Here is an 8598-nt window from a genome sequence, read left to right as displayed (position 1 = left end):
AACCCGCTTCCCCATCGATGATGGCGTTCGAGCCAGGGGAACTGCGGCAGCTGTTGGAGGATGAACCCGCTTCCCCATCGATGATGGCGTTCGAGCCAGGGGAACTGCGGCAGCTGTTGGAGGATGAACCCGCTTCCCCATCGATGATGGCGTTCGAGCCAGAGGAACTGCGGCAACTGTTGGAGGATGAACCCGCTTCCCCACCGATGATGGCGTTCGAGCCAGGGGAACTGCGGCAACTGTTAAATGAGCCTGCCTCCACTTGGGCACAAATCAATTCGACCCCACATGCGCGAGCGGACGGTGTTCATCAGCCAGCCCAGGCGCCCCTGGCTCCCTGAACGCAGAAGATAACTTTGCGGAGGAGCGATCACGCAACTGTCGTCGGCGCCGGGCCTCAGGGTGAATGGAGAGGATGGTGTCGCGTGAAGGCGCAACACGCGTGCTGACCGACCTGCATACGTAGGAAGTCGTTCATTGCTCCCAAATCGTATGTGAGGAACATTCCTGTCCCGGCTGCGCCGCGCGATGCTAGGTCGCGTTGTTCAGCGGGTCAAGCCGATGACACCTACGAAGCTACTGATCGGGCAGATCGCCGTTGTGTGCGCAATTGTCATTATCGGCGTATGGACGGCAACCCAATGGTGCGCTCAAATGCTGACCTACCAGACGCCTCTCGGCGCACCATGGTTTCTCTTCGCCGGCTGGCCAATCTACAAGCCGTGGAAGCTGTTTGAATGGTGGTTCCACTTCGATGCTTATGCGCCGGAGGTCTTCGACAAAGCCGGTACGCTTGCAGGCGCCAGCGGATTCCTGGGCTGTGCCGCCGCAATCGCAGGCTCGCTTTTGCGCGCGCGACAGCGCGGGTCGGTTACGACCTATGGGTCTTCACGGTGGGCCACGACTCATGAGGTCGAGACGGCAGGGTTGTTACGGCCGGCGGGCGTTTTCCTCGGTAGGCTGAACGATCGCTATCTGCGCCATGACGGCCCGGAGCACGTCATGGCATTTGCGCCGACGCGTTCGGGCAAGGGCGTGGGGCTGGTTGTTCCAACGCTACTTTCCTGGACCGGGTCTGCCATCATTCATGATATAAAAGGCGAAAATTGGCAGTTGACCTCCGGCTGGCGGTCGAAATTCTCGTACTGCCTTCTGTTCAATCCGACCGACCCGAGATCGGCACGCTACAACCCGCTGCTGGAGGTGCGCAAAGGCCCAGATGAGATCCGGGACGTTCAAAACATCGCCGACATCCTCGTCGATCCCGAGGGCGCGCTGGAGCGACGGAACCACTGGGAGAAGACCAGCCATTCACTTCTAGTTGGCGCCATTTTGCACGTGCTCTACGCTGAAGAGGACAAGACGCTTGCCCGCGTCGCCACCTTCCTGTCGGACCCGCAACGCTCGTTTGCCGCAACGCTACGGCGGATGATGACGACAAACCATCTCGGGACGGGGCATAACCCTCAGGTCCATCCCGTAGTGGCCTCGGCGGCCCGCGAACTCCTGAACAAGTCGGAAAACGAGCGCTCAGGCGTCCTCTCGACCGCCATGTCCTTTCTCGGGCTTTATCGTGATCCAACGGTCGCGGCGGCCACTTCGTCCTGCGACTGGCGCATCGCTGACCTAGTGGATGGAGAGCGACCGCTGTCGCTCTATCTGGTCGTGCCGCCTTCGGATATCTCGCGCACCAAGCCTTTGGTGCGACTGATCTTGAACCAGATCGGCAGGCGGTTGACGGAGCGTCTGGAGGGGGACCCGAAGAAGAGCCGTAAGCATCAGCTGCTCATGATGCTGGACGAGTTTCCGGCGCTCGGTCGCCTCGACTTCTTCGAAACGGCGCTCGCCTTCATGGCAGGTTATGGCATTCGCTCCTATCTGATCGCACAATCTTTGAACCAGGTTTCAAAGGCCTATGGCGAGAACAATGCTATTCTCGACAATTGCCACGTGCGAATTGCCTTTTCCTCCAATGACGAACGCACGGCCAAGCGCATCTCGGATGCCCTCGGCACCGCAACCGAACTTAGGTCGATGCGCAACTATGCGGGCCATCGGCTTGCGCCCTGGCTTTCACATGTCATGGTGAGCCGCCAGGAAACCGCGCGCCCGCTCCTGACGCCAGGCGAGGTGATGCAATTGCCGCCGTCAGACGAATTGGTCCTGGTTTCTGGGTTGCCGCCGATCCGCGCCAAGAAGCTGCGCTATTATCAGGATCAGAATTTCACAGATCGGGTGCTGCCTGCGCCGGTGCTGCACGACGGACCCTATGCGGACTGCCCTGCATCACGCCCGGACGGCTGGACTGGACAAGTGTGCAGCGTCGATAGCCGACTTGCTGCGGACGAGGAAAGCGCCGACGCGCCAGTTGAAGACGAGGGAGGCGTTCAGCAGCAACGCCATCCAAGCCTGCCCGAAGAAGACGTTGTTGTCTCTCAAGAGCCCGATCAGGCCGATCTGTACAAGCCCGCAGACGATGACAGCGAAGCGCTCGCGGACAAGCGTGTCATGGATCGGATTTCCACTGCGGCCCGCGCCTACGGTATCAACGAGGGCAGGGGCGACGATGTCATTCCCGGCTTCTGAAGTCCGCTGAGTTGCAGAGCGCACCTCAGCGTAGATAACGGCCATAAGCAATTTTGAGCGTCTGGCCGATGCTTCTCCCGTCGCCGGCGCAACGCCGGGCCGTCGGAACGAGCCGCATGAAGCCGCACCGCATTCGCCATCAGTTTCTGCTTGAGCCGGAGCTCAGCGAGAAACTGGACAACCTCAGTCGCGATCCGTCAACGACCAAATCAGCGATCGTGGCGAAGGCGATCGAGGCGTTCATCGAGCGGCGTGGCGAGAGCGAGTTCGATCGGCGCTACGGCGTAAGGCTTGACCGGCTCTCCCGCGATCTTGCCCACGTCAGGCGCGATTCCGAGGTGATCCTGGAGAGCCTGGCGCTCTTCATCCGCTTTTCGATCACCCTTCACGCCCACACGCCGGTCCCGGATCGATCAACGCAGGCTATTGCCCAAGAGCGTTTCGAGAAATTCGTTGAGAAGGTCGGCCGCCAGATCGCTTCCGGCAAAAAGTCGCTTAGCAAAGACAATGGTGGGGGAGGGGAAGGATGAGCTCTCATCCCGAGGCCGACCACCGGCGGCGTGTCATGCTGCGCACCGCCATGGGTCCGGCAATCACCGAAGCCCTGGCCGATCCGTCCGTCATCGAGGTGATGGTCAATCCCGACGGCGCGCTGCGACTCGACCGGTTAGGCGAAGGTCGGGTCGATACCGACGTTCACATGCACCCGTCCGAGGCAGAACGTATCATCCGCCTGGTTGCTTCGCACGTGCGCGCCGAGGCGCACGCCGACAACCCGATCGTCAGTGCCGAATTGCCGTCTGGCGAACGCTTCGAAGGCCTGCTGCCACCTGTGGTGTTGGCGCCATGTTTTGCCATCCGCAAGCCCGCCGCGAAAGTCTACACCCTGGCCGACTATGTTGCCGAACGCATCATGCTGCCGCTGCAGGCCGATGCGCTGAAAAAGGCCGTCCGCGAGCGGCGCAACATGCTGATCGCCGGCGGCACTTCCTCGGGGAAGACAACACTCGCCAACGCTCTGCTGGCTGAAGTCGCCGAATGCGACGATCGGGTGATCCTGATCGAGGACACACGCGAACTGCAGTGCGCGGCCAGGGACTGCGTTGCCCTGAGAACAAGGCGGGGCTCGGTCACCCTTGCCGATCTCGTGCGCTCGACGCTGAGGCTCAGGCCGGACCGCATCATCGTGGGCGAGGTGAGGGGCGCGGAAGCGCTCGACATGCTGAAGGCATGGAACACCGGGCACCCAGGCGGCATCGCTACCGTACACGCCAATTCCGCGCGCTCGGCTCTCTATCGCATTGAGCAACTCGCCCAGGAAGCCGTGGTCACCGTTCCCCGCCGGCTCATCGCTGAGGCGATAGATCTGATCGTCTTCATAGCGGGACGCGGCTCGTCGCGCCACATCGACGCAATCGCCGAGGTCACCGGTCTCGACGGCAGCGGCGATTACGCCGTTGCCCCGCTCACGCTTTCGCAACTCCAGCAGCTTTGAAAGGCCTTCCTCATGCGCAAGAAGCTTCGCTTTCTTTCGTCCACAGCGCTCGCGTTTCTTATCACGGCCCCGGTTTATGCCGCCGGCTCAGGCATGCCGTGGGAGCAGCCGCTGCAGCAGATCCTGGAGTCCGTCCAGGGACCGGTCGCCAAGATCGTTGCGGTCATCATCATTATCACCACCGGCCTGACGCTTGCCTTCGGCGACACCGCCGGTGGTTTTCGGCGCCTGATTCAGATCGTCTTCGGTCTGTCGATCGCCTTCGCGGCATCGAGCTTCTTCCTCTCCTTCTTCTCCTTCGGTGGTGGGGCGCTCGTCTGATGGCCGCCGGGGAGCAGCATATCGAGGGCTTCGCAGTACCGGTCCACCGGGCGCTGACCGAGCCGATCCTGCTCGGCGGGGCTCCGCGCGCGGTGGCGATCCTCAACGGTACAGTGGCCGCGGCCATTGGCTTCGGCTTGCAGCAATGGATTGCTGGTCTGGTGCTTTGGATCGCAGGCCACTCGTTAGCGGTGTTTGCCGCAAGACGCGATCCGGACTTCGCCAGCGTGCTTGTGCGCCACCTACGTCTGAAGGGGTGGCTTGCATGCTGAACCTTTCGGAATATCGAAGCAAAGCCGACCGGCTTGCCGACCATCTACCCTGGGCTGCCTTGGTTGCGTCCGGCATCGTGCTCAACAAGGACGGCAGCTTTCAGCGGACGTTGCGGTTCCGCGGCCCGGATCTCGAAAGTGCGACGGAGGCTGAACTCGTCGGCATTTGCGCCCGGGCGAACAATGCTCTCAGACGCCTTGGCTCTGGCTGGGCATTGTTCTTTGAGGCCGAGCGCACAGAAGCGCTGGGCTATCCGAACTCGCATTTTCCTGACGCCGCGTCGTGGCTGGTCGACGAAGAACGCCGCGCTGCTTTCGAGGGGAAGGTAGCGCACTACGAGAGCCGCTATCATCTGACCTTGGTGTTTATGCCACCGCCGGACGCCCAGGCGCGCGCAGAAAGCACGCTCGTCGACTCTCATTATTCCCGAGGAGAAAGAGACTGGCGCCAGGATCTGGCGAGGTTCCGTGACGAGACCAACCGCGTGCTCGATCTCTTCTCGGGTTTCATGTCCGAAGTACGCGTCCTCGATGATGCTCAGACGTTGACCTACCTCCACGGCACGATTTCGCCTCGTCGCCATCCTATCATGGCCCCGGAAACGCCGATATATCTGGATGCAATCCTGGTCGATGCGCCGCTTACCGGTGGCCTGGAGCCGATGCTTGGTGAGCAGCATCTTCGCACACTGACCATCCTCGGCTTTCCGAACCTCACCCGGCCCGGAATCCTCGATACCCTCAATCATCAGGATTTCGCCTATCGCTGGATGACGCGCTTCATTCCGCTCGAGAAAACGGAAGCCACGAAGACGCTGACGCGATTGCGCCGGCAGTGGTTTGCCAAGCGCAAGTCGATCGTGGCAATCCTACGCGAGGTCATTACCAACGAGCCGGTCCCGCTTGTCGATAGCGATGCCGACAACAAGGCGCTCGATGCCGACGAAGCCCTTCAGGCATTGGGCGGTGATCATGTGAGTTTCGGCTATCTCACCACCACCGTGACGGTGTGGGGCGAGGATCGCCAAGCCGCTGCAGAGAAGCTTCGCGCGGTCGAGCGCATCATCAATGGGCTCGGCTTCACCACGATCCGAGAAGGCGTCAATGCGGTCGAGGCTTGGCTCGGCTCATTGCCTGGCCATGTCTACGCTAACGTTCGCCAACCGCTCGTTCATACATTGAATCTTGCCCATCTCATGCCGCTGTCGTCGGTTTGGGCCGGTCCTGCGACAAACGAGCATCTCGCGAAAGTCACCCAAACCGAAGCGCCACCGCTTTTCGTTGCCGAGACCAGTGGGTCGACACCGTTTCGGCTTTCCACCCACGTCGAAGATGTCGGCCACATGCTGGTTGTTGGTCCGACCGGCGCCGGCAAGTCGGTTCTGCTTGCTCTGATTGCTCTGCAGTTCAGGCGCTACGCCGGCGCCCAGGTTTATGTCTTCGACAAAGGCAATTCGGCCCGTGCTGCAACACTTGCCATGGGTGGAGAACACCACGCGCTAGGAGCGGACGGTTCCCTTGCCTTTCAGCCACTGCGCAGCATCAACGACCAGGCTAGCCGAAGCTGGGCGGCCGAATGGATCGCCAGCCTTGTTGCCCACGAGAACGTCACCGTCACGCCGGAGGTGAAGGAGGCTATTTGGTCAGCGCTGGCCAGCCTTGCCACCGCGCCGGCGCAGGAACGCACACTGACCGGTCTTTCGGTCCTGCTTCAATCCAATGCGCTGAAGACCGCATTGATGCCCTACACGCTCGATGGTCCCTTCGGCCGCCTGCTCGATGCCGATCATGATGGGCTGGCCTTGTCGGATGTGCAGTGTTTCGAGACCGAGGAGTTAATGCACAGCCAAGGCGCTTTGCTGCCAGTGCTTACCTATCTGTTCCAGCGACTTGAGGAACGGTTCGACGGACGGCCCACGCTGATCATGCTCGACGAGGCGTGGGTCTATCTCGACAATCCGCTGTTCGCCGCCCGCATCCGCGAATGGCTGAAGGTGCTGCGAAAGAAGAACGTGTCGGTTGTCTTCGCTACGCAGTCGCTGGCTGATATCGCGGGCTCTGGCATAGCGCCGGCAATCATCGAAAGCTGCCCGCAGCGCATTTTCCTTCCCAATGATCGTGCCGTGGAACCCCAGGCGCGCACAGCCTACGAGCGCTTCGGTTTAAGCGAGCGGCAGATCGAATTGATCGCCCGCGCCACGCCGAAGCGTCAGTATTATCTGCAATCGCGCCGCGGCAACCGTCTGTTCGAGCTCGAGCTTGGCCCCATCGCTCTTGCGCTTTGCGGTGCTTCCGATCCGGCCACGCAGACTCTGATCGACAGGATCATGTCCGAAGACGGGCAAGGCAGCTTTGCCTCGCAGTTCCTGATCGCGCGCGGCCTCGATTGGGCCGGCGAACTTCTCAAGCAATTCCCTCAACCAGACAAGGAGCAATTCTCATGATGCGGCGACGCCTTCTCTCCGGCCTGATCACCGTTTCCCTGATCGCCAAGCCTATGGCCGACTATGTGCAGCCCGCCTACGCCCTTATCGTGTTCGATCCGTCCAATTATGCGCAGAACGTGCTGACGGCCGCGCGCGCATTGGAGCAGATCAACAACCAGATCCAGTCGCTGCAGAATCAGGCGACCATGCTGCAGAACATGGCGCGCAATCTTCAGCGTCTGGATTTCTCTTCCGTTGGCCAACTCACCGGTTCGCTCCATCGCATCGACGGCTTGATGGACCAGGCGAGTGGCCTCAGCTTTGATCTGGGCAAGCTTCAAGACCAGTGGCGCAGCCAATATCCGGAAAGCTACGACGCCACGATCAAAGTCAGCGATGTGGCGAGTGCTGCGCGGGAGCGTTGGCAAACCGCCATGCAGGCGTTCCGCCAGACCATGGGTGTCCAGTCGCAAATCGTCGAGAACGTCCGCGCCGACGGCGATCTGCTCGCCGATCTCGTCAACCGCAGCCAAGGGGCGGCCGGTGCGCTTCAGGCAAGCCAGGCCACCAACCAGCTGATGGCGCTTTCGACAAAACAGCAGATGCAGATCCAGACGCTGCTCGCAACGCAGTTTCGAGCTGAGGCCGAGGATGCCGCCCGCAAGGCCCAGTCAGACGAAGCCGCCCGCGAGATGACGAAGCGATTCTTGGGTACCGGCTCGGCTTATCCCGGCAATTAATCACGAGTTCATCACGACGAGAAAGGCAGCGGCATGAACGACCTTGGCGTCATCGATCGCTTCATGGAGACCTTCATCCGCTACATCGACAGCGGGTTCGGTCTGCTATCGGGCGACCTCGCCTTCCTCACTACCATTCTGATCGGCATTGACATCACACTTGCCGGCCTGGCGTGGGCGCTCGGCGACGAAACCAGCGTTCTCGGCCGGCTTGTCCGCAAGGTGCTCTATGTTGGCGTCTTCGCCTTCATTCTGAACAATTTCAAGAACCTCGCCGATATCGTTTATCGTTCTTTTGCCGGTCTCGGGATTAAGGCGTCGGCCGGCAATCTGTCGGCAGACAATCTCTTGCGCCCGGGCCGCATTGCCGCGACCGGTTTCGAAGGTGCTTGGCCAATGCTTGACCAAGCCAGTCAGCTCCTGGGCTTCCCGGAAATCTTCGGCAACGCACTGACCATCTTCGTGCTGCTGATGGCCTGGTTCCTGGTCATCATCGCCTTCTTCATCCTTTCCATCCAGCTTTTCATCACCATCCTAGAGTTCAAGCTCACCACGCTGGCAGGTTTTGTTTTGGTTCCATTCGCACTTTGGAACCGTTCAGCGTTCCTGGCCGAACGCGTGCTCGGCCATGTTATCTCGTCAGGCATCAAGGTGATGGTGCTCGCCGTCATTGTCGGTATCGGCTCCACGCTCTTCGGGGAGTTCGCTTCCGCATTGCAAGGCAAGGAGCCGGATCTTGCCGGTGCCATGTCCCAGGT

The 8598-nt window shown here is 60.9% G+C and carries 9 protein-coding genes; all 9 read left to right on the top strand.

The features are described 5' to 3' along the window. Positions 1-341 (top strand): hypothetical protein (locus tag EN893_RS38610; RefSeq protein WP_206640099.1); only part of this gene is annotated, 341 nt, incomplete at its 5' end. Positions 342-561: 220 nt separating this feature from the next. Then, a complete protein-coding gene (locus EN893_RS09900) occupies positions 562-2586 on the top strand; it encodes a conjugal transfer protein TraG (RefSeq protein ID WP_024502848.1) in 2025 nt (674 codons plus the stop codon). Positions 2587-2702: 116 nt separating this feature from the next. Next, positions 2703-3116 carry a CopG family transcriptional regulator gene (locus tag EN893_RS09895; protein WP_024502849.1) on the top strand — a complete coding sequence of 138 codons (414 nt, stop codon included), beginning with the start codon at positions 2703-2705 and terminating at the stop codon, positions 3114-3116. Further along, on the top strand, positions 3113-4081 hold the full coding sequence (trbB, locus tag EN893_RS09890) for a P-type conjugative transfer ATPase TrbB (protein WP_024502850.1): 969 nt from the start codon (positions 3113-3115) through the stop codon (positions 4079-4081). The genes EN893_RS09895 and trbB overlap by 4 nt, the downstream gene beginning before the upstream one ends. 12 nt (positions 4082-4093) lie before the next feature. Continuing rightward, entirely contained in the window at positions 4094-4402 is a 309-nt protein-coding gene (locus EN893_RS09885; RefSeq protein ID WP_024502851.1) for a TrbC/VirB2 family protein, read from the top strand. Beyond that, the gene (locus tag EN893_RS09880) at positions 4402-4674 is read left to right on the top strand and encodes a VirB3 family type IV secretion system protein (RefSeq protein WP_024502852.1); all 273 of its coding nucleotides are present in this window, start codon (positions 4402-4404) and stop codon (positions 4672-4674) included. The genes EN893_RS09885 and EN893_RS09880 overlap by 1 nt, the downstream gene beginning before the upstream one ends. After that, positions 4668-7118: a conjugal transfer protein TrbE gene (gene trbE / locus EN893_RS09875; protein WP_024502853.1), complete on the top strand. Its 2451-nt coding sequence runs from the start codon at positions 4668-4670 to the stop codon at positions 7116-7118. Before EN893_RS09880 ends, trbE begins: the two co-directional genes overlap by 7 nt. Beyond that, positions 7115-7840 (top strand): P-type conjugative transfer protein TrbJ, encoded by a 726-nt coding sequence (gene trbJ, locus EN893_RS09870; RefSeq protein ID WP_024502854.1) that lies wholly within the window; start codon positions 7115-7117, stop codon positions 7838-7840. The genes trbE and trbJ overlap by 4 nt, the downstream gene beginning before the upstream one ends. Positions 7841-7873: 33 nt before the next feature. Then, positions 7874-8598: P-type conjugative transfer protein TrbL (gene trbL / locus EN893_RS09865; protein ID WP_128361518.1), on the top strand; the 725-nt coding region annotated here is incomplete at its 3' end.

Source organism: Mesorhizobium sp. M7A.F.Ca.CA.004.04.2.1 (assembly GCF_004022825.1).
Lineage (GTDB): Bacteria > Pseudomonadota > Alphaproteobacteria > Rhizobiales > Rhizobiaceae > Mesorhizobium.
The sequence above is the reverse complement of the archived record's forward strand: the minus strand, read 5'-3'. Positions and strand labels throughout refer to the sequence as shown.